General features: G+C 37.9%; 19 protein-coding genes and 1 pseudogene. 3 read left to right on the top strand and 17 right to left on the bottom strand.

The genetic code is table 11. The annotated features are described in order from the left end of the window. Window positions 1–2 precede the first annotated feature (2 nt). A pseudogene (locus tag B5P42_RS25215) lies at window positions 3–131 on the bottom strand (lysozyme inhibitor LprI family protein); the annotation flags it as partial. Between the two features lie 280 nt (window positions 132–411). On the opposite strand from B5P42_RS25215, the gene B5P42_RS25210 reads away from it, so the two are divergent. After that, entirely contained in the window at window positions 412–1482 is a 1071-nt protein-coding gene (locus B5P42_RS25210) for a M24 family metallopeptidase (RefSeq protein ID WP_113735499.1), read from the top strand. Between the two features lie 164 nt (window positions 1483–1646). Here the strand turns inward: B5P42_RS25210 and B5P42_RS25205 are convergent, their stop codons facing one another. Both B5P42_RS25205 and B5P42_RS25200 read right to left on the bottom strand, forming a co-directional pair. Further along, the gene (locus B5P42_RS25205) at window positions 1647–2015 is read right to left on the bottom strand and encodes a YoqO family protein (RefSeq protein ID WP_113735498.1); all 369 of its coding nucleotides are present in this window, start codon (window positions 2013–2015) and stop codon (window positions 1647–1649) included. Between the two features lie 14 nt (window positions 2016–2029). Beyond that, a complete protein-coding gene (locus tag B5P42_RS25200; RefSeq protein WP_113735497.1) occupies window positions 2030–2395 on the bottom strand; it encodes a YoqO family protein in 366 nt (121 codons plus the stop codon). 159 nt (window positions 2396–2554) lie between these two features. On the opposite strand from B5P42_RS25200, the gene B5P42_RS25195 reads away from it, so the two are divergent. Both B5P42_RS25195 and B5P42_RS25190 read left to right on the top strand, forming a co-directional pair. Beyond that, window positions 2555–3940: a hypothetical protein gene (locus tag B5P42_RS25195; RefSeq protein ID WP_113735496.1), complete on the top strand. Its 1386-nt coding sequence runs from the start codon at window positions 2555–2557 to the stop codon at window positions 3938–3940. Window positions 3941–4106: 166 nt separating this feature from the next. After that, window positions 4107–4361 (top strand): YbeF family protein, encoded by a 255-nt coding sequence (locus B5P42_RS25190; RefSeq protein ID WP_002033769.1) that lies wholly within the window; start codon window positions 4107–4109, stop codon window positions 4359–4361. Window positions 4362–4477: 116 nt separating this feature from the next. On the opposite strand, the gene pyrE is transcribed toward B5P42_RS25190, so the two are convergent. The 14 genes from pyrE to ileS2 form a co-directional block, all read right to left on the bottom strand. Further along, window positions 4478–5110, bottom strand: coding sequence for an orotate phosphoribosyltransferase (gene pyrE, locus B5P42_RS25185; RefSeq protein ID WP_113735495.1), 633 nt, complete (start codon window positions 5108–5110; stop codon window positions 4478–4480). Beyond that, window positions 5107–5823, bottom strand: a complete 717-nt coding sequence (gene pyrF, locus B5P42_RS25180) for an orotidine-5'-phosphate decarboxylase (RefSeq protein ID WP_000083510.1) — start codon at window positions 5821–5823, stop codon at window positions 5107–5109. Before pyrF ends, pyrE begins: the two co-directional genes overlap by 4 nt. Beyond that, complete coding sequence (pyrD, locus tag B5P42_RS25175) at window positions 5808–6737, bottom strand: dihydroorotate oxidase B catalytic subunit (RefSeq protein WP_002088238.1); 930 nt, start codon at window positions 6735–6737, stop codon at window positions 5808–5810. Before pyrD ends, pyrF begins: the two co-directional genes overlap by 16 nt. After that, complete coding sequence (gene pyrK / locus B5P42_RS25170; protein ID WP_002088239.1) at window positions 6734–7513, bottom strand: dihydroorotate oxidase B electron transfer subunit; 780 nt, start codon at window positions 7511–7513, stop codon at window positions 6734–6736. The genes pyrD and pyrK overlap by 4 nt, the downstream gene beginning before the upstream one ends. Continuing rightward, entirely contained in the window at window positions 7510–10728 is a 3219-nt protein-coding gene (carB, locus tag B5P42_RS25165) for a carbamoyl-phosphate synthase large subunit (RefSeq protein ID WP_002165154.1), read from the bottom strand. The genes pyrK and carB overlap by 4 nt, the downstream gene beginning before the upstream one ends. Next, the gene (locus B5P42_RS25160) at window positions 10713–11810 is read right to left on the bottom strand and encodes a carbamoyl phosphate synthase small subunit (RefSeq protein WP_002121861.1); all 1098 of its coding nucleotides are present in this window, start codon (window positions 11808–11810) and stop codon (window positions 10713–10715) included. The genes carB and B5P42_RS25160 overlap by 16 nt, the downstream gene beginning before the upstream one ends. After that, a complete protein-coding gene (gene pyrC, locus B5P42_RS25155) occupies window positions 11807–13093 on the bottom strand; it encodes a dihydroorotase (protein WP_002088243.1) in 1287 nt (428 codons plus the stop codon). Before pyrC ends, B5P42_RS25160 begins: the two co-directional genes overlap by 4 nt. Beyond that, window positions 13077–13991: an aspartate carbamoyltransferase gene (pyrB, locus tag B5P42_RS25150; RefSeq protein WP_002128846.1), complete on the bottom strand. Its 915-nt coding sequence runs from the start codon at window positions 13989–13991 to the stop codon at window positions 13077–13079. The genes pyrC and pyrB overlap by 17 nt, the downstream gene beginning before the upstream one ends. Window positions 13992–14138: 147 nt before the next feature. Then, on the bottom strand, window positions 14139–15431 hold the full coding sequence (gene uraA, locus B5P42_RS25145) for a uracil permease (RefSeq protein WP_002014712.1): 1293 nt from the start codon (window positions 15429–15431) through the stop codon (window positions 14139–14141). A 146-nt stretch (window positions 15432–15577) separates the two neighbouring features. Beyond that, the gene (pyrR, locus tag B5P42_RS25140; RefSeq protein ID WP_001156489.1) at window positions 15578–16120 is read right to left on the bottom strand and encodes a bifunctional pyrimidine operon transcriptional regulator/uracil phosphoribosyltransferase; all 543 of its coding nucleotides are present in this window, start codon (window positions 16118–16120) and stop codon (window positions 15578–15580) included. A gap of 203 nt (window positions 16121–16323) precedes the next feature. Further along, window positions 16324–17232, bottom strand: coding sequence for an RluA family pseudouridine synthase (locus B5P42_RS25135; protein WP_002033761.1), 909 nt, complete (start codon window positions 17230–17232; stop codon window positions 16324–16326). A gap of 4 nt (window positions 17233–17236) precedes the next feature. Further along, window positions 17237–17695 carry a lipoprotein signal peptidase LspA gene (gene lspA, locus B5P42_RS25130; protein WP_002128849.1) on the bottom strand — a complete coding sequence of 153 codons (459 nt, stop codon included), beginning with the start codon at window positions 17693–17695 and terminating at the stop codon, window positions 17237–17239. Between the two features lie 124 nt (window positions 17696–17819). Next, window positions 17820–18149 carry a TraR/DksA C4-type zinc finger protein gene (locus tag B5P42_RS25125; protein WP_113735494.1) on the bottom strand — a complete coding sequence of 110 codons (330 nt, stop codon included), beginning with the start codon at window positions 18147–18149 and terminating at the stop codon, window positions 17820–17822. Window positions 18150–18307: 158 nt separating this feature from the next. After that, window positions 18308–21073: an isoleucine--tRNA ligase gene (gene ileS2 / locus B5P42_RS25120; protein ID WP_002066877.1), complete on the bottom strand. Its 2766-nt coding sequence runs from the start codon at window positions 21071–21073 to the stop codon at window positions 18308–18310. Window position 21074: the final 1 nt, after the last annotated feature.

The following is a 21074-nucleotide window of genomic DNA, read 5'->3' as shown; positions in this document are numbered from 1 at the left end:
ATTTAGTTCATATATCCATTAACTAATTCGTAACATCTTTCTTTTGTCATCTTATATTTCTCTTCCGAAGCCTCTATACGTCTCATCGTTCCATTATTTTCATCTGTAGCAATTGCTTTAACTTTACTTTCCTAACTTCAATATTGTCAAAAAATTTGACAGTGCTATTTCATATTTGTATAAATTTTTTTACAGTGTGTAAAGAAAGTGAATCTTGAGTTGATGTTTTTTTCATTCTCCCAACTGCTAATTGAAGTAATCTGTATTTCACGAGCAGCCCACCGCCCACAAATAATGGGCTGAATTTCTTATCTTCTCTAAAACATATGTAATTCCCACTATCTTTTCTCTAAAGATATTTTTTGGCACGCTATTTGCTTTATTCAATACTGTGAAAAGGGGGAAATTAACATGAATTTAAGAATTAATAAAATCCAAAATCAACTACAAAAATATGAAATTGACGGATTACTTATTACCAAAAAAGAAAATCGCCAATATGCAACTGGCTTTACAGGTAGCGCTGGCGTCGTCTTAATCTCTGCGGATAAATCGGTTTTTATAACTGATTTTCGCTACGTAGATCAAGCGAAATCACAAATAAAAGACGCTGAAATTGTTATGCATAAAGGAAATTTAGAGAAAGAAGTTGCAAATCAAGTATCGAAATTAAACATTCAAAAACTTGGAATTGAAGAAAATAACATGACATTACAACAATATAAAAACTTACAAAAATACATACATGCGGAAATGGTGCAAGTGTGCGAAATCATCGAAGATATTCGCATTATTAAAGACACACCTGAAATAGAAACAATGAAAATTGCGGCTAATATTGCTGACGAATCATTTCACCACATCCTTACGTTTCTAAAGCCAGGAATAAGTGAAACTGATGTCCGAGATGAATTAGAATTTTTCATGCGAAAAAAAGGGGCTACATCCTCATCATTTCAAATTATTGTAGCTTCTGGCGTTCGCTCTTCACTTCCTCATGGCGTTGCATCGAATAAAATAATCGAGCACGGCGATATCGTTACCTTAGATTTCGGTGCACTTTATAACGGGTATTGTTCCGATTTAACACGTACTGTAGCGATTGGCGAACCATCGGAAGAATTCAAAAAAATATATAATGTTGTATTAGAAGCATTAAAGCGTGGAACTGCAGCCATTAAACCTGGAGAAACTGCGAAAAGTATCGATGATATAACGAGAGATTACATTACAGAACATGGATACGGTCAATATTTCGGCCACTCTACTGGTCATGGGCTTGGGTTAGAAATTCATGAACCTCTCCGTCTATCCCAAGAAAGTAAGGCTACTTTAGAAGAAGGTATGGTTGTTACAGTTGAACCAGGTATTTATATACCAAACTGGGGCGGGTGTAGAATTGAAGATGATATTGTCGTTACAAAAGAGGGCTATGAGGTTATTACAAAGGCAAATCGGGAACTAATTGTCATTCCCTGTTAAAAATCATGAACTTTTTAACAGGAGTTTTTTCATAACTACTTTAAGTGGTTTCACGTATTTGAAGATGAGATCAACCATCGCGGACAAATTCGTTTAATTAAAAAGATGCAAAAAGCTCATTCAGTAAAGTAAAAAAATGCCACCGAATAAGGTGGCATTTTCTTTTATTCATTAACGAATAACTTTTCGTTTACTTTTTTAGCGACTACCGCTACCGATATTAAAATGCATATTAAATATAGCAATTTCGCAATAAATAACCACCCTTGAAACATTACAATTCCATCTATTATCTCATTTCCTTTCAATAACAAAAACGGAATCGTGCTAATTATAATGACAAACTCGATGCTGAAAACAATTTTCTTTTTTCGACTATATGCTTTCCATTCATCCCAGCGATACATAGGAGCAAAAATCAATACTCCTATACATAATATAACTGGTACCCATTCACTTTTAAGAAATCGCCCTGAAATAACTGATAATAGTAAACAAACGAGCACACCATAATACCCTATTTTCTCTCTCATTCGTACTCCCCATTCTACTTCGCCTTTAATATGTAACTTGCTATGCTTATAACAATTCTTAGAAAAATAACAACTACAAGTACAATATAAAGACCTTTTGCAGAAGACATCCATTCTTGAAAAATAGACATTTTCTCCATCTGTTTCTGCCCTTCTATTAAAATAAACCCTATGAAAAATGAGCAAACAACAGTGATACCTATCATAATTCCAATACTTTTCTTGCTATATTGTTTCATATCATCCCAGTTATATAACAGTACAAAAACAAACCCGAAAACAGGTATGATACTTACCCATTCATTGTTTGTAAATTGACTTAAAATGATTAATAGACTGCAAGATATGATGAATCCCCAAAATCCAATTTTTTTGTGCATAGCCCCTCCTTAAATTCCATTTTTAGGATTAATTGTATTGTAACATCCATTTCTTGTTCTTACCATTACAGTACATGAAATTTTACTTTTTCCTATACTCACATACTTTCACTGCTTTCATACAATAAACTACACGAATGCCTAAAGGATGTGAATGTTATGGGAGTTGAATTAACGCTTTTACATGCTCTCTATGTTCTTTGTTTACTCACTATTATTACCTTCTTTATTCTTAGAAAAGATACGACGATCATTTGTATCGTTTTTATCTTTTTATTAGCATTAACCGCTACAAGTTCTATCCCTCTTGCCATTAGTGGTATCTTTCAAAGTTTCATTTACGCCATTACCGAACTATTACCAACTATATTAATCATCTCCATTATCGTATCAATGAGCAATCTACTCGTTCATACCGGCATAAATGATACGATGATTTCACCATTTACAAAGATGATTCGTACACCTGCACATGCCTACTGGATTATCGGTCTTTTAATGATGACAATTTCCTTTTTCTTTTGGCCTTCTCCAGCTGTCGCCTTAATGGGGGCCATTTTATTACCAGTCGCTGTACGCGTCGGCCTTCCGCCAATTGGAGTCGCAATCGCTATGAACTTATTCGGACACGGCATCGCCTTATCTGGTGACTTCGTTATTCAAGGTGCACCGAAATTAACTGCAGATGCTGCTGGTCTTCCTGTTTCCAGCGTTGTTTCAGCCAGTGTTCCCCTCGTTATCGTTATGGGTATTGTGACAACTTCCGTCGCATTTTTCTTCTTACGAAAAGAATTTCATACAGGCTTATCTATACAAGAATCTATTCCATCAACTGAGTCTTCTAAAACGCTCACTTCATTATCTCCTCAGACAAAAAAATGGCTCGCTATTTGTATTCCGATCGTATATGCCATAGATATTCTTTGCATGATTCAATTTAAACTACAAGGAAGCGATGCAACTGCACTTATCGGCGGGACGACTGTTATTATGATTATCATTATTTCTCTCATCGCCTACAAAGGTAATGGACTGAATAAAACGACCGATTATTTTATAGAAGGGCTCCAATTTGGATTTAAAATCTTTGGTCCAGTTATCCCAATTGCTGCACTCTTTTATTTAGGAGATAGCGGCTTTATAAAAATTGTCGGAGACTATTTACCGAAAGGTTCACATGGAATCATTAACGACTTAGGAATCGCCTTATCCCAAACTGTACCTTTAAATCAATATGTATCGGCAGGAACATTAACTATTGTTGGTGTCATAACAGGCTTAGATGGATCTGGTTTTTCCGGTATATCACTTGCTGGTTCGATTGCAAACCTTTTCGGAACAGCACTTGGGCATGGAACCGCTACATTAACAGCACTCGGGCAAATTGCAGCAATCTGGACCGGCGGTGGCACTTTAATTCCTTGGGCGCTTATTCCTGCCGCTGCCATATGCAAAGTAGATCCGTTTGAACTTGCACGCCGAAATTTTTTACCAGTTGTGATTGGCTTAATCGTCACCACAATCGTTGCGATGTTTATTCTATAGCGTAAGCGAGTATTCTCTTGCTTACGTTTTTTATTGTGAAATCAATCATTTATTACTGCCTTTCAAAAGGGATTATGTATATGTTAGCGAAGTTATATTAGAAGAGTATTTATTTCAAAACGTTTACGAGAAACAGATTACTTCAATTAGAAAAGGGGACATAACTATGAATGAATTGATTTTTGTCTTATTAATTTGTCCATTACTTATCTTTATCGTTTCTGTTATTGGAACACGTAGAACGAGAACGTACTATGTAATGCCAATTGTAACGTTTGCTAGTTTTTTAATAGTAGGTGCTATCGCCTTCCCTCCAAAGTTTTTCTTTTGGGTCGGTATGTATAGTATCTTCTCATTTATTATTTCTTATATGACTCTATTGTTTGTGAGAGGATATGAAGTTGCAGAAAACAATAAGTAGTTATTAGTGAGGAGATTGTACTATGATTTTCTTTGATATCGATGGAACTTTACATAAAATTTTAGCAATGATATAAAAAAGACGACCGCGTTCCCCCGCGGTCGTCTTTTTTCGTGTTACGCTGTAATCCAAGCTTCATTTGCTGGATTTTTACGCCACTCTTGTAACTTTTTCGTTTCAGCTTGTCCGATCATACCTTTTTCTACTGCAACTTCAGTTAATGCACTGTAATCACTTAAAGAATATGATGCTACGTTTGCTGCTTCTAGTTTCTCTTTTCCTGACTCAAGCTCGTATGTGAAGATTGATACGATTCCTAATACTTCACAGCCAGCTTCGCGAAGTGCTTCTACACATGTAATTGCACTACCGCCAGTTGAAATTAAGTCTTCTACTACTACTACTTTTTGACCTTTTTCAGCTTTTCCTTCGATTTGATTCCCTTTACCGTGACCTTTTGCTTTACTACGCACGTAGCACATTGGTAAATCCATACGATCGCTTACCCATGCAGCATGCGCAATACCAGCAGTTGCTGTTCCTGCAATAACTTCTACAGTTGGGAAGTGCTCTTTAATTAACTCTTCTAATCCAGCTGCAATCGCTTGGCGTACTTTTGGATAAGATAAAGTTAAGCGATTATCACAATAAATTGGTGATTTTATACCAGAAGACCAAGTAAATGGGTCATTCGGTTGTAAAAATACTGCTCCAATTTCTAATAAATGCGATGCGATTTCTTTTTTCATACTGTTACACCTTCCCACTGTTGTTTTACTGTTTTATACGCTTCAAGCGGATTTTCTGCTTTTGTAATACTACGTCCAACTACGATGTAGCTTGAACCAAGTTCCCTCGCACGTTTCGGTGTTGCTACGCGCACTTGGTCATTTACATCATCGCTTGCAAGACGAATCCCCGGTGTTACTGTTACAAATTCATTTCCGCATACTTCACGTAATTTTGGTACTTCAAGTGTTGAACAAACAACTCCATCAAGTCCACTTTCTTTCGTTAATTTTGCATAATGAGCAACCGCTTCTTCTAACGTTTTCTCAATGCCAATCTCTTTTTTCATCATAGCTTCCGAAGTGCTTGTTAATTGTGTAACGGCAATACAAATCGGTCTCTCTTTTCCTTCTTGCTTACCTTCCTCTAATCCCTCAATCGCAGCTTTCATCATGCTGCTTCCCCCAGCAGCATGAACATTTACCATATCTACATCTAGACTAGCTAGGCTACGCATAGCGCTTTTTACCGTATTCGGAATATCATGAAGTTTTAAATCTAGGAAGATTTTATGTCCTTTTTCTTTTAAGTACGTAATAATTGCAGGACCTTCTTTGTAAAACAACTCCATACCAACTTTGACAAATAACTCTTCCCCTTCAAAGTGGTGTAAGAATTGTTCTACCTCTTGTTTCCCTGGAAAATCTAGTGCAACGATTAACGACTGTGACATGTTTGCTTCCAGCTCCTTCCTTGACATTCCGAAATATGATCAAATCCTAATTCATCTAGTAATGCTGGTAATTCTTCAATAATTGTCGGACATACGAACGGATCGATAAAGTTCGCCGTTCCAACTGCAACCGCGCTTGCGCCAGCATAGAAGAATTCAATTACATCTTCCGCTGTTTCAATACCACCCATTCCGATGATCGGAATGTTAACAGCTTGACTTACTTCATGTACCATACGAATTGCTACTGGCTTAATCGCAGGCCCTGATAGTCCGCCCGTACGGTTTGCTAAAATTGGTTTTGCAGTTTTTAAATCTAGACGCATACCAAGCAATGTATTAATCATCGTTAAACCGTCCGCACCCGCATTTTCAATTGCTTTTGCAATTTCCACAATGTTTGCCACGTTCGGTGACAATTTCACATATACCGGTACTTCAGAAACCTCTTTTACTCGCTTCGTTAAATCAGCTGCAATTTCAGGATTTGTACCAAAAGCGATACCACCCGTTTTTACGTTTGGACAAGAAATATTTAATTCTAGCGCATGAACATTAGGTGCCTTTGAAATCGCCTTCGCAACCGCTACGTAATCCTCAGCTTGTGAACCCGCAACGTTTGCAATAATCGGAAGATCAAATTGCTCGAGAAAAGGTAATTCAGAATTCATTACCTTTTCTAATCCAGGATTTTGAAGCCCGATTGCATTTAGCATTCCGCCTGGTGTTTCAGCAACACGAGGCGTTGGATTTCCATAACGAGGTTGTTCTGTTGTCGCTTTAATCATAATTGATCCAAGTACACTTAAATCATAGAACTGTGCATACTCACGACCAAATCCGAAGCAACCAGATGCTGGGATGATTGGATTTTTTAATGATAACCCTGGTAATTCAACTTGCAATCTGTTCATAGTACAACCTCCCCGATTGGAAATACTGGTCCGTCGCTACACACCTTCTTGTAAGAATGTCCACTCGGATCTGCTTGCAAATGGCATACACATGCGAAACATGCTCCGATACCACAGCCCATACGTTCTTCTAATGAAATGTAGGCTTTTCTCTCCTTATAGCGTCCTTCTAATGCACGAAGCATCGCTAAAGGTCCACATGAGTAGAGAATGTCAAAGTCAATTCCATAGCTATCGATTACATCTGTTACAAACCCTTTTGTACCATGTGTACCATCAACTGTTGCAACATACGTATCACCAAGTTCTGCGAATTTCTCTTCATAGAAGACAACATCTTTCGTTTGGAAACCTAAGATGTGAATAACGCGTACTCCTTTTGCTACAAGACGCTGTGACAATTCATATAGTGGTGGTACACCAATTCCCCCACCAACTAATAGAGCCGTTTGTCCAGATTCCGCTTCTTCTACAGGAAATCCATGACCAAGTGGTCCTAACACATCTACAAGTTCACCTTGTTTTCTTTTCGCTAATGTTTTTGTCCCTTGTCCTTCCGCACGATATAGCATTGTAAATTCGTTCTTGTCTTGATCGACATTACAAATACTAATTGGGCGGCGCAGAAGGGGTGTAATGCCCTCTGCTACCTTAATGTGTACAAACTGCCCTGGATCGTTCATTTGCTGCACTAAATCCCCTTGAAGCACTAATTCGTAAATATTTTTTGCGATTTCTTTTTGGTTAACGACGATCATATTTTGCTTTTGCATCATGCATGTACCACCTCGTGACGCTTCGTTTGCGTAATTTCTTTCATTGAATGAGCTGAGAATGTCATAGATTCTAATACTCTCAAGATTGCTCTCGTTGTATCAAGTGATGTTAAGCAAGCCACACCATTTTCTACTGATTCACGGCGAATGCGGAAACCATCACGCGCTGGTTGTTTTCCTTTTGTTAATGTATTGATTACAAACTGTGCTTTCCCTTGACGGATAATATCAAGTAAGTTGTAGTCTTCAGAATCAATTTTGTTTACAACTTGCACCGGAATGTTTTGTTCTGTTAGCGATTGTGCTGTTCCTGCTGTTGCTAATAAGTTATAGCCGATTTCATGGAAGCGTTTTGCAATTTCCAGCGCTTCTTCTTTATCTTTATCCGCTACAGTGATGATTACTGATCCGTGCGTTGGAATGTTAATTCCTGAAGCAACAAGTCCTTTATATAATGCTTTTTCAAGCGTTAAATCTTTACCCATTACTTCCCCTGTTGATTTCATTTCAGGCCCTAATGTTGTATCAACTGAGCGTAGTTTCGCAAATGAGAATACCGGTGCTTTTACATACACTTCCTTCTCTTCTGGGTGATAGCCAGTTCCATATCCTTGTTCTACAAGGTTTTGACCTAAAATAACTTTCGTTGCGATATTTGCCATCGGTACACCTGTAATTTTACTTAAGAATGGTACTGTACGGCTCGCACGTGGATTTACTTCAATTACATACACTTCATCTTTGAATACTACAAACTGAATGTTTAGTAATCCAACAATGTTTAAACCTTTTCCAAGCCCAATTGTATGTTCAATAATTTGTTCTTTTAGTTTTTCAGATAAGCTCTGTGGTGGATATACTCCAATTGAATCCCCAGAGTGAACTCCAGCGCGTTCGATATGTTCCATAATACCTGGAATGAATACATTCTCACCGTCTGAAATTGCATCTACTTCAATTTCTTTACCAACCATATAACGGTCGATTAATACTGGGTGATCTGCGTGAACTTTAACCGCATTTTTCATGTAGTGCAGTAATTCTTCTTGACGATATACGATTTCCATCGCACGTCCACCTAGTACGTAAGATGGTCTTACTAATACTGGGTAACCAATTTTGTCAGCGATCGCTACTGCTTGCTCTACAGTCGTTGCTGTTTTACCAACTGGTTGCGGGATACCAAGCTTTGTTAAAGCTGCTTCAAACTTATCACGATCTTCTGCACGGTCTAAATCTTCAAGTGATGTTCCTAAGATTTTCACACCGTGTGCTTCTAATTTAGCCGCTAAGTTAATTGCCGTTTGTCCACCGAATTGGACGATAACACCTTCTGGCTTTTCTAAATCGATAATGTGCATTACATCTTCGATTGTTAATGGTTCAAAGTATAATTTGTCAGAAATACTGAAGTCTGTTGAAACTGTTTCTGGGTTGTTATTAACAATGATTGCCTCATATCCAGCTTCTTTTATTGCCCATACAGAGTGAACTGTTGCATAATCAAACTCAACACCTTGACCAATACGGATTGGACCAGATCCTAGTACAACTACACTCTTACGATCTGTTACAATCGATTCATTCTCGTCACCATATGTGCTGTAGTAGTATGGTGTTGCAGATTCAAACTCTGCCGCACAAGTATCTACCATCTTATAAACAGGAGTCATATTGCTTTCTTTACGCATATCGTAAATTTCACGCTCTGTTTTGTTCCAAGCATTGGCGATGTAATGGTCACTGAAGCCCATTTCTTTAGCAGATTGTAACACTTCCATATTTCCTACATTCGCTTTTACTTCGCGTTCCATGTTTACGATATTTTCAACTTTTTGTAAGAAGAAGAAGTCCATTTCACACCATTCGTTGATTTCTTCTTTCGTTACACCTTGACGGATCGCTTCTGCTACAACGAACAGACGCTCGTCATCAGCTTTTATAATACGCTTTTTCATCGTTTCTTTATCAAGCTCTTTTAAGTGGTCTAACTCTAGGTGATAAACGCCAAGCTCTAAAGAACGAATCGCTTTTAATAATGATTGTTCTAAGTTACGTCCGATTGACATAACTTCACCAGTTGCCTTCATTTGTGTACCAAGTGTTCTGTTTGCTGATTCAAACTTATCAAATGGCCAACGCGGAATTTTTGAAACAACATAGTCTAATGCTGGCTCGAAGCAAGCGTATGTTTTTTGTGTTACTGGGTTTATAATTTCATCTAATGTTAAACCGACTGCAATTTTCGCCGCTAGCTTCGCAATTGGATATCCAGTTGCTTTAGATGCTAGTGCAGACGAACGACTCACGCGCGGGTTTACTTCGATTACATAGTATTGGAAGCTATGTGGATCAAGTGCAAGCTGAACGTTACATCCACCTTCAATTCCTAATGCACGAATAATTCTTAATGAAGTGTTTCGTAACATTTGATACTCACGGTCACTTAATGTTTGGCTCGGTGCTACAACGATAGAATCACCTGTGTGAACCCCAACCGGATCGATATTTTCCATGTTACATACTACAATCGCGTTATCATTCGAATCACGCATTACTTCATATTCAATTTCCTTACAACCGGCAATACTCTTTTCTAATAAACATTGTGTTACGGGACTATGTTTTAATCCACCTGATACGATTTCAATTAGTTCTTCTTCATTATTACAGATTCCGCCACCTGTTCCCCCCATTGTAAATGCTGGGCGAACAATAACTGGATAACCAATTTCTTTTACAAATTCATGTGCTTCTTCCAGCGTATGAATAATCGTGCTAGATGGAATTGGTTCATTTAATTCCTGCATTAATGTACGGAATAAATCACGATCCTCGGCTTGCTCGATTGCTGATAATTTTGTTCCTAAAATTTCAACTCCGCACTCTTCAAGTATGCCTGATTTCGCAAGTTCAACAGCCATGTTTAGGCCTGTTTGACCACCTAATGTTGGTAGGAGTGCATCTGGACGTTCTTTACGAATGATACGGCTTACGAATTCTAATGTTAATGGTTCTATATATACTTTATCTGCTGTTGCAGTATCTGTCATAATTGTTGCTGGGTTAGAGTTAACAAGGATTACTTTGTAACCTTCTTCTCTAAGAGATTGACAAGCTTGTGTACCAGAGTAATCAAACTCTGCTGCTTGCCCAATTACAATTGGTCCTGATCCGATTACTAAAATTGTGTTAATGTCTAGGCGTTTTGGCATAACTCTTCCCCTTCTTTCTTGAAGTTTTCAATCATTGCTAAGAAATCTTCGAATAAATCATTTGCATCTTCTGGTCCTGCAGAAGCTTCTGGATGGTATTGCACTGTAAATGCTGGGAACTTCGTATGACGAAGACCTTCTACTGTTCCATCATTTAAAGCAACATGTGTAATTTCAAGTTCTGTATTTCCAACTGATTCTTCTTCTACTGCGTAACCATGGTTTTGAGAAGTGATTGCTACTTTTCCAGTTGCAAGATTTTTTACTGGATGATTTAAACCACGGTGACCGAATTTTAACTTACTTGTATTTGCACCAGATGCTAGCGCGAACAATTGATGTCCTAGGCAAATCCCGAATAAAGGAACTTTACCAATAATGTCTTTTAACATTTCAATTGCTTCTGGTACATCTTTTGGGTCCCCAGGTCCATTACTTAACATAATTCCATCTGGGCTAAGGCGTAGAATTTCTTCTGCTGTTGTATTGTAAGGTACAACAATCACATCACAATCACGCTTATTTAATTCTCGTAAAATACCATGTTTCATTCCGAAGTCTACAAGTACAACTCGGTGTCCACGGCCTGGACTTGGATATGGATCTTTTGTTGATACGCGTTTCACATGATCTGTAAAGACAGTTGCTTTCAATTGGCTAACGATGTCCTCTACATCCACATCCATATTGCAAAGACGTCCGCGTAAAGTTCCATATTGACGGATCTTTCTTGTTAATTTTCTCGTATCAATTCCTGCTAATCCTGGGATATTTCTTTCTTTCAAGTAATCATTTAGCGAAATTTCATTACGGAAGTTTGATGGGTGATCACAAATTTCGTTTACGATTAAACCATTTACAGATGGGTGAATTGATTCAAAATCATCACGGTTAATGCCGTAGTTTCCGATTAATGGATACGTAAATGTTACGATTTGACCGCAGTATGATGGATCAGATAAAGTTTCTTGATATCCAGTCATCCCAGTTGTAAATACAACCTCACCTGACTTTTCTATTTCTCCTCCGAAACCTTTTCCAATTAATACTGTTCCATCTTCTAAGATAAGTTGTCTTTTCATACTAATGCACTCTCCTTTTGCCATGCGATCTTACCACCAACGATTGTCATAACCGGCCAACCTTGGCATTTCCAACCTGCGAATGGTGTGTTTTTTCCTTTTGATAAGAATGTTGTTGGATCAATTTCTTCTTCTTGTTCTAAATCGATAATTGTAATATCAGCTGTTCTACCTTCTGTTAGGCGCCCTGCTTCTAAACCGAATGTGTCAGCCGGTTTTTCTGTTAAGAATTGAATCAGTTGCTCTAATGTAATGATTCCTTTTTTCACAAGGTTTGTATATAAAAGTGGGAATGCTGTTTCAAAACCAGTAATTCCGAACGGTGCTCTTTCAATCCCTTGCGCTTTCTCTTCTGCAGTATGCGGTGCATGGTCAGTTGCGATCATATCAATTGTTCCATCTAATAGTCCTTCAATTAACGCTGCATGATCTTCTTTTCCTCGAAGCGGTGGATTCATTTTAAAGTTAGGATCAGCCGATGGGATATCATCTTCACATAATACTAAGTGATGCGGTGTTACTTCTGCTGTCACCTTAATTCCAGCACGTTTCGCGTCACGGATTACACGTACAGATCCTTTTGTACTTACGTGACATACGTGGTAGTGACAATTTGCAGCTTCCGCAAGTAAGATGTCCCGGGCAATATGTACGGATTCACATACTGATGGGATACCGTTTAATCCGTGTTTCTCAGAAAACTTCCCTTCATGTACACATCCTTTATTAATAAGTGTGTTCTCTTCACAGTGTGCAACAACTGCCATATTTAATTTCGATGCACGCTTCATTGCAGCTAACATCATGCTTGCATCTTGCACGCCTACGCCATCATCAGTGAAAGCAAACGCTCCAAGTTCTTTTAACGTTTCAAAATCGGTCATTTCAGAACCTGCTTGACGTACTGTAATTGCTCCATATGGTAATACATTTACATGTGCTTTTTCTTTAATACGCTTTTGCAGGTCTTCCATATGTTCTTTACAATCTGGTACTGGGCGTGTGTTTGGCATTGCGCAAATTGTAGTAAATCCACCTTTTGCTGCTGCAAGTGTTCCTGTTTCAATTGTTTCTTTATGTTCACCACCTGGTTCACGAAGATGAACGTGTACATCTACTAATCCAGGTGCGATTAACTTTCCATTTACATCGATTACTTCAGCATTATCTGCCGTAATATTTTCTGCTACCTTCGCAATTTTACCGTCTTGTACGAGAAGATCTGTTGCTACGATTGTTCCTTCTGCATTCATATAACGACCATTTTTAAACAAATAATTCATGTTTCATTCCTCCTAATACATTTGGTAATGCGCGTTTTAGTACAGCCATTCTTACGTAGACCCCGTTTTCCATTTGCTTGAATATGCGTGAGCGTTCACACTCGACAAGTTCACTCGCAATTTCAACATCACGGTTTACGGGGGCTGGATGCATAATAATGCTTCCTTCTTTCATACGTTTTTCTCTTTCAACTGTTAACCCATGTTGCTCGTGATACTCTTTCATAATGTCTGTTTCATAATGGTCATGACGCTCATGTTGTACACGAAGTAACATCATCACATCCACTTCTGGAACAAGTTCATCTAAACTCTTGTACGTTCCAAATGTGTTCTCTTCATCTTTCCACTCTTCTGGGCTTGCAAAGTAAATTGTCGCGCCCAGTTTCGTTAATGCTTCTGCATTAGAACGTGCTACTCGGCTATGACGAACATCCCCAACTATTGCAATCTTCAAACCTTCAAATCTTCCAAACTCTTGTTTAATTGTTAGAAGATCGAGTAGACATTGCGTTGGATGATTTCCACATCCATCTCCAGCGTTCAAGATTGGGATATTCACCTGATCTTTTAATTCATCGAAGTAACGATCTTGCTCATGGCGGATGACTACCGCTTTTGTTCCGATTGATTCTAGTGTTCTTATCGTATCGTATAAAGTTTCTCCTTTTTGTACGCTAGATGCATCTGCGGAAAAGTCTAATACTTCAAGTCCTAATCTCTTCTCAGCAACTTCAAAGCTAAATCTCGTCCTCGTACTATTCTCAAAGAACAAGTTCGCAACAAATGTTTGCTCTGTCGTTTTTCTCTCTTTTCCATTCGCGAAATCTTCTGCGTCTTTTAGGATTTCTGAAATTTCTTGTTCCGATAATTCACTCATCGTTAACAAATGGCTCATCGTCATCCCTCATCTTTCTGTTTTTTATGATAACACCATTGAATTTATATAACAATAACTGCATAAAAATACCCTAGTCTTTGAGAATAGGGTGCGTTAAAGTAGCCACCCTTTTCTATCTCACAGGACTGAATTAAAAGGTTATTTTTATGAAGCAATCTGCTTAGATTGTTTTGTTTTATTTGTTTGTTTTGTCTCTGGTAGTAGTAGATTTAATAGTACACCTACAATTGCTGCTAGCGCCATTCCTTCTACTTGGAACGATTCACCTACGTGCAGTACCGCTCCGCCAATACCGATTACTAGTATAACTGATGCAATCATTAAGTTTCGTTTGTCACCTAAGTCTGTTTTATCGTCTACCATCATACGTAAACCACTTGATGCGATTACACCGAAGAGTAAGATTGATACACCACCCATAACTGGTGTTGGAATCGAATGAATCAGTGCTGAAATCTTCCCGATAAATCCAAACATGATTGCGAACACTGCTGAACCGATGAATAAGTATACACTGTATGCTCTCGTAATTGCTAGCACGCCGATGTTTTCACCGTACGTTGTATTCGGTGGTCCTCCTATTAGTGATGCGATCAATGTTGCTATCCCATCACCGAAGATTGAACGATGTAAACCTGGTTTTTCAATTAAATCTCTTTTAATAACATTTCCAAGTACAATTTGATGTCCGATATGTTCTGAAATTGTTACAAGTGCAACTGGCACCATTAAGAGTACAATTTTCCATGAAAACTCCGGAGTATATGTTACAAACGGTACTGTGAAGTCTGGTATGACAAACCATTTTGCCTCAGCTACTGGCTTTAAATCTACTAGCCCTTGGAAGTAAGCGAATATATACCCGCCGATGATTCCAAGTAGCACTGGTATGATACTGAAAAATCCTCTCCCGAATATGGAGCAAATGATTGTAATTGCTAATGTTACTAATGCTACTGAAAAGTGTGTAATGCTATACTTACCATCCGCACCGTTCATCGCCATGTTCACTGCTGTATGTGCTAAAGATAAACCGATTACCATTACGACTGGCCCAACTACGATTGGCGGAAGTAATTTCATAATCCATTCTGACCCAGATTTCTTAATTCCGAGTGAGATTAAGATGTAAACAAGTCCCGCAAGCATTCCTCCAAGCATCGCTGCTCCAGGTCCACCTGCTGTTTTTGCTGTAATAATTGGTGCAATAAAGGCGAATGATGATCCTAAATATGCTGGTACTTGACCTTTCGTTATTAGAAGAAACGCTAGCGTTCCTAATCCACTTGATATTAAAGCTACTGATGGATTCAGTCCTGTTAAAAACGGAACAAGCACTGTTGATCCAAACATCGCGAACAAATGTTGTATACTTAATAATAACCATTTTCCCGGTTTCGGTACTTCATGAATGTCTAACACTGGCTTTTGCTCCATTGTTACATCCTCCTTCAGTTTTGATTTTTGCAATAAAAAAACTCTTTGTGCCTGTGCACAAAGAGTCCTACACTTTCGTATGCCAAATTTGACATATGAAAGCCAAGACCCTTTGGCAGCCTCACAGGACTACATTTAAAAGGGCTTTACTTATCGTATATGCTTACTCGATCTTGTTGATCTGTCTCTTGCAAATCAACTTCGATACGCTCTTCACTAGATGTTGGAATGTTCTTTCCTACATAATCAGCGCGAATTGGTAATTCACGATGACCTCTATCAACAAGAACAGCTAATTGGATTTGTGATGGTCTACCTAAATCCATAAGAGCATCCATTGCTGCTCGAACTGTTCTTCCTGTATATAACACATCATCCACAAGGATAACTTTTTTCTTCGTAATATCTACAGGAATATCAGAACCTTTTACAAGTGGTTCTTTATGTTTCGATTGTAGTGTTAAATCATCACGATACAACGTAATATCTAACTCTCCTACTTCCATCTCTTTTCCTTCAATTTGACCAATTCGTTCTGCCAAACGTTGTGCAATAAAAATTCCACGTGTTTTTATTCCGACAAGAACACAATTATCGACACCTTTATTTCGTTCCACGATTTCATGACTAATTCGTGTTAAAGCGCGGCGAATCATTTGGTCATCTAAAACGACAGCTTTCTCTTGCATGCTCTACACCTCCAAGTTTTTTTCTTGCGTGAGAGTAATGGTATAAAAAAAGTCCTCTCAGCGTGTGCGAGAGGACTTTTGAAAAAAGGGTACAACATACCCTAAGTATTTCAAACCGTTACCTTCTCAACCTCACGGGGCTGTGTTAAAGGATCATTATTTAACTGTTGTCAGTATCTCAGTTTTCTTATGATTTGTCAATACTATTTCCGTAAAATATTTAGCGCTTCTTCAAACACTTCTGGAATCGGTGCCTCAAACTCAATATATTCACCAGTACGAGGGTGATCGAAACCTAAAATCCCTGCATGAAGTGCTTGTCCATTCATATCTAATGTTTTCTTCGGACCATACTTTGGATCCCCTGCAAGTGGATAACCAATATATTTCATATGAACACGAATTTGGTGTGTACGTCCCGTTTCTAAGCGGCATTCTACAAGTGTGAAATCCTTAAATCGCTCTAACACTTGGAAATGTGTAACTGCATTCTTACCATTTTCATCAACAGTCATACTTTGACGTTCTTTTTTATCACGACCAATTGGAGCGTCAATTATTCCTTTATCATGTGGAATTACACCATGTACAATCGCTTTATAACGTCTTGTTACCGTTTTTGCTACAAGTTGATTTACAAGTGATTCATGCGCCATATCATTTTTAGCAACCATTAATAATCCAGATGTATCCTTATCAATACGGTGTACTATACCAGGACGCATTACACCGTTAATACCTGATAGGTCTGTACAATGATGCATAAGTCCGTTTACAAGCGTACCCTTCGTATGCCCTGGTGCTGGATGTACTACCATGCCACGCGGCTTATTTACAACTAGTACATCGGCATCTTCATAATAAACTTCTAAATTCATATCTTCCGGTTGAATATCTAACTCTTCTGGCTCGGGAATTGTTACTGTAATTTCATCATTTCCTTTTACTTTATAATTCCCTTTAACTGATTTTCCATTTACTGTCACAACAGCATCTTTAATCCATTGCTGCACTTGTGAACGTGACCATTCACTGTTTATTTCTGCAACGAATTTATCAATTCGCTCGCTTTTTTGTTCTTCTGCAACTGTTACTTGTACTACTTCACTCATTCAATTACTCCTTCGCTTTCTTTCCTTCTAATACTGTTTGAATAATAATTAATACAACTCCAATACATAATGCTGAGTCAGCTATATTGAATACCGGATAGTTGTACGAGAAAATATACACGTGAATGAAATCCACTACTTCTTGTCTAAATACACGATCAATAAAATTGCCAATTGCTCCGCCTAAAATTAGACCTAATGAAATACCTAGAAGCTTGTCCGTTTTCGCATATTTTTTCATATAAAATACGATAAATGCTACGAAAATGACTGTAATAATGTAGAAAAACCACATTTTATTTTCTAAAATACCCCAGGCAGCTCCTCTATTTCGATGAGATGTTATGTATAATACATTATCGATAATCGGAATGCTCGTACCCAATTCCATGTTCTTTACAATTAGCCACTTCGATATTTGATCGATGGCAATGACAAATAACGCTATTACATAATATATCATTTTCATTTCCCCCACAAAGACAGTGTACCTCAAAATTTTAGCATAGCTGCTACCTTTTCACAATGAACCTTTGTAGAAGAATAAAATAAATTAAAAAAAGGTAACATAATATCGTTGTGCGTATTCATACATTTACCTTTTTACAGAAAAATTCATGAATAGTACGAGCAGTCGGCATTGTTTTCATTTGTTTTGTAGAAATCGCTCTTCCAGTTTCTTCACAAATACCGTACATATCTATTTCCATTTTAAACAATGCACGTTCTACATCTTTTAAATCCTCTTTTATATCATGTAATAGCAATTTTTTCTTTGTCTCTTCCTTTATTTCGTATCCAAGTTCTTGCCCAAATTCCATATAGTATGTGTGCATTACTTCTTTCGCCAATCTATCTTGCAACTCTTTTCTCATCAATTGCAATTCTTCTTTTATTTCCATATAAATTTCATTCACGTGTACATTCCTCCCAGCTGCAATGTACAATTAGTGTGTCCGAAATTTCCACGCTTACCTCACACACATTTTTCCTTCATAGGAAAGAGAGTGAAAGTTATTTCGATATATCATCAACAAAAAACTGACTGCTATTATGAGCAGTCAGCTTTTTTTCATTATTTTACATAATTTTCTTTAACAACCGTTGCACAACGCTCACATAATGTTTCATGCTCTGCATCTTTACCAATTGTTTCTGAAACAACCCAACAACGTTCACACGTCTCACCTGTCGCCTGTGCTACAACTACAGCTGTATGCTCATACTTTGGTGCTTCTGTTGGCGCTTCTTCAATTGTACCACCAAGTTTATACTCAGAGACGATGAATAATTGCTTTAAGTCTTCGCTAATAGACTCTAACATAGCCTTCATTTCTGCAGTCGGATATAGCGTAATGCTCGCATTTAATGACTTACCAATTACTTTCTCATTACGAGCTACTTCTAACGCTTTTAAAACGTCATCACGTAATGTCATAAATGCATCCCATTTTGCTCTTAACGCTTCTGAACCCTCTACTTCTGTAGCTTCTGGCATATTAGTTAACTGTACGCTTTCTTCTTCTGCACCAGGAACATATGGCCATACTTCATCAGCTGTATGAGGTAAGATTGGCGTTACAAGTTTCGTTAATGCAACAAGAACATCATATAATACAGTTTGAATTGCACGACGATCCGCGTGATCTGCACCTTCAATGTATAAAATGTCTTTTGCAAAGTCTAAGTAGAATGAACTTAGATCAATTGTACAGAAGTTGTGAATTGCATGATATACAGCAGCAAAATCATATGTTTCATATGCATCTTTTACTTTTGTAATTAAGTCATTTAACTTCACTAACATGTAACGATCTACTTCACGAAGTTCAGCTACCGCTACTGTATTTTCACTTGGATTAAAATCATCTAAGTTTCCTAATAAGAAACGGAATGTGTTACGGATTTTACGATACACTTCTGCTACTTGTTTTAAAATATCATCTGAAATACGTACATCAGATTGATAGTCAACAGAAGATACCCATAAGCGTAAAATGTCTCCGCCTAATTGATCCATAATTTTCTTCGGTACGACGATGTTTCCAATCGACTTACTCATTTTACGTCCGTCACCATCTAGTACGAAACCATGGCTTAGTACGCCTTTATACGGAGCTTTACCAGTTACAGCAACTGCTGTTGATAATGAAGAGTTAAACCAACCACGATACTGGTCAGATCCTTCTAAATATAAATCAGCTGGACGTTGTAAGTCTTCGCGCTCTTCTAATACCGCTTGGTGAGAAGAACCTGAATCGAACCATACATCCATGATGTCTGTTTCTTTACGGAATTCACCATTTGGGCTACCTGTATGTGTAAATCCTTCTGGTAATAAATCTTTCGCTTCACGCTCGAACCATACGTTAGAACCGTGCTCACGGAATAAATCTGCTACATGATTAATTGTTTCATCTGTAATAATTGGATCACCATTTTCTGCATAGAATACAGGAATTGGCACACCCCATGCACGCTGACGAGAAATACACCAGTCACCACGGTCACGAACCATATTATGAAGACGAGTTTCTCCCCATGCTGGTACCCATTTTGTTTCCGCAACAGCTTCTAATAATTCTTTACGGAACGCTTCAATAGATGCAAACCACTGCGCTGTCGCACGGAAAATAATTGGTTTTTTTGTTCTCCAATCATGTGGGTATGAATGCGTAATGAATGTTAGTTTCAGTAACGCGCCTACTTCTTCTAATTTTTCTGTAATTGGCTTGTTAGCTTTATCATAGAATAAGCCTTCAAATCCAGGTGCCTCATTTGTTAATACACCTTTATCATCAACTGGGCAAAGTACTTCTAATCCATACTTTTTACCAACAACGAAGTCATCTTCCCCGTGTCCTGGTGCTGTATGAACACAACCTGTACCTGCATCTGTTGTTACGTGCTCTCCTAGCATAACTAATGAGTCACGATCGTAGAATGGATGTTTTGCAACTGTATACTCAAGTTCGCTACCTTTTACCGTTTTCACAACTTCAGCATTTTCCCACTCTAACGTTTTTGCAACTGTCTCAAATAGTTCAGAAGCAATAATATATTTCTCATCATTTACTTTCACAATAGCATATTCAAGTTCTGGATGAACAGAAATACCTAGGTTAGCAGGTAATGTCCAAGGTGTTGTTGTCCAAATAATGTATTTCTCATCACCTTCTAATACGTTCTTTCCATCTTTTACAGGGAATGCTACGTAAATAGATGCTGATTTTTTATCTTGATATTCAATTTCAGCTTCTGCTAAAGCTGATTCACTTGTTGGAGACCAGTAAACTGGTTTTTGTCCTTTATAGATATAACCTTTTTTCGCCATGTCACCAAACACTTTAATTTGTTGTGCTTCATAAGCTGGCTCTAAAGTAATATATGGATTATCCCAATCTGCACGTACACCTAAACGCTTAAATTGTTCACGTTGACGTTCTACTTGCTCATATGCATACTCTGCACATAACTTACGGAACTCAGCAACTGTCATTTCTTTACGCTTTACACCTTTATTTGTTAAAGCTTGCTCAATTGGTAAACCGTGTGTATCCCAACCTGGTACATATGGTGCACAGTATCCAGTCATTGATTTAAAACGAACAATAAAGTCTTTTAACACTTTATTTAGTGCGTGTCCCATATGGATGTCACCATTTGCATATGGAGGTCCATCATGTAGTACAAATAAAGGACGGCCTTTCGTATGTTCTTGTACCTTTTCATAAATATTCATTTCAGCCCATTTTTCTTGCATTGCAGGCTCACGTTTCGGTAAATTCCCACGCATCGGGAATTCTGTTTTTGGCATTAGTAATGTATTTTTGTACTCCATG

The organism is Bacillus sp. SRB_331, assembly GCF_003264175.1.
Classification (GTDB): domain Bacteria; phylum Bacillota; class Bacilli; order Bacillales; family Bacillaceae_G; genus Bacillus_A; species Bacillus_A mycoides.
This window is presented reverse-complemented; position numbering and strand designations above follow the sequence as displayed.